Annotated in this window: 1 protein-coding gene; it reads right to left on the reverse strand. The window is 76.9% G+C overall.

Features of this window, described 5'->3' with window-relative positions; translation table 11 throughout:
- On the reverse strand, positions 1–1,444 hold a 1,444-nt coding region (locus AB8Z36_RS39650), incomplete at both ends, for a S9 family peptidase (RefSeq protein ID WP_369218209.1).

Consider the following 1,444-nt stretch of genomic DNA (forward strand, 5'->3'; position numbering starts at 1 on the left):
GCGGCCACGAGTGCGGCCACCCCCGCCTCCAGGTCGGCCAGATCCCCGCCGCCCAGGTCGCCGATGTTCGCGGCCATGAACTCCCGGCCGCGCCCGGTCGAGCCGCGCGGATTGGGCAGCAGCACGGCGCAGCCCGCCTGGGCGAGGAGCAGCGCGTCGCCGCGCTGGGTCCCCTGGGCGAAGAGCGAGGTGGCGGCGTTGGTGGGGCCGCCGTGCGCGACGACGACCAGGGGCAGCGGGTCCGGCGCCCCGTCCACGAGCAGCGGGTCCGGCGCCCGGTCCACGGGCAGAAGCAGCAGGCCATGGATCTCGGTGCCGTCACCCGAGACCCAGCGCAGCACCCTCTCGTGGGCGGGCGCCCGCCCGGCGAGACCCGCGTTGACCTGGGTGAGCGGGCGCCAGGACGCCGAGCGCCCGCCCGTGGACCCCGCCGCGGGGAGCCGCATCTCGCACAGCTCCGGCGGCTGGTCGTGGGCCTGGAGTGCGGCGACGACAAGGGTGCCGTCGTGATCGCAGTGGGCCCGGCCGAGTGTGACCAGGCCGCGCCAGCACTCGTCCACCAGCCAGTCGTCCGCCGCGTCGCGGCGCAGGAAGCCGCAGGCGCTCTCCAGCGACACGAGCCCCGCCCAGAACAGCCGGCCGTCCCGCGTCCACCGCAGCCGTGAGACGTCCGCCTCATGGGCGGGCCGGACCATCGCCCCCGTCTCCAGGTCGAGCAGGGTGATGTCCCCGGCGAGCAGGGTGCGGTCGCTCTGCGGTGCCTCGACGAAGGCCAGTGTGCGCCCGTCGTCGGAGAGGGCGGGTGACTGGATCTGCCACTTCGGGGTGTGGACGGTCCGCGCGGTGCCCGACTCGGCGTCGATGAGGGCCAGCCGGGCGTCGTACCAGCCGTTCTCGCTCGGGTCGGCCGAGACCACGGCCGCGATCGGCCCATGGCCCGGCCAGCCGAACTCCCACACGTTCAGGCCGCCGGGGCCGACCCGCAGCGCCGCGCCCGACGCCAGATCCACCCGGTACAGCCTGCGCCACCGGGTGGCGGGCCGGTGGACGGTCCAGAGCGCCTCCTCCTCGTCCCCGGGCGCGAACCGGGTGCCGCCGCGGGCGTTGCCCGTGTCGGAGCCCTCGTCGGCGGTGCCCACCAGCAGGGCGGACTCGTCGCGGGCCCAGACGATGTCCTCCACCACTCCGGGCAGAGCGGCGAACTCCCGCGGCTCGGCAGCCGGTTCCGCCCCGTCCAGGGCGACGGTATACAGGCGCCACAGTCCGGGGCGCCCGCGGTCCGAGGCGAAGGCGAGCAGGCGGCCGCTCGGCGAGATGCGGGGGGTGAGGTCCACCCCGTGGCCGGAGGTGACCGGGCGGGCCGGCGCGTCGCCCCGGGCCACCCATATCGCGGAGCGCGGGGGCTCGCCCGGCGCGGGGGAGGGGCCGTGGACCACTCCGGCGC

Source organism: Streptomyces flavofungini (assembly GCF_041028215.1).
GTDB lineage: Bacteria > Actinomycetota > Actinomycetes > Streptomycetales > Streptomycetaceae > Streptomyces > Streptomyces flavofungini_B.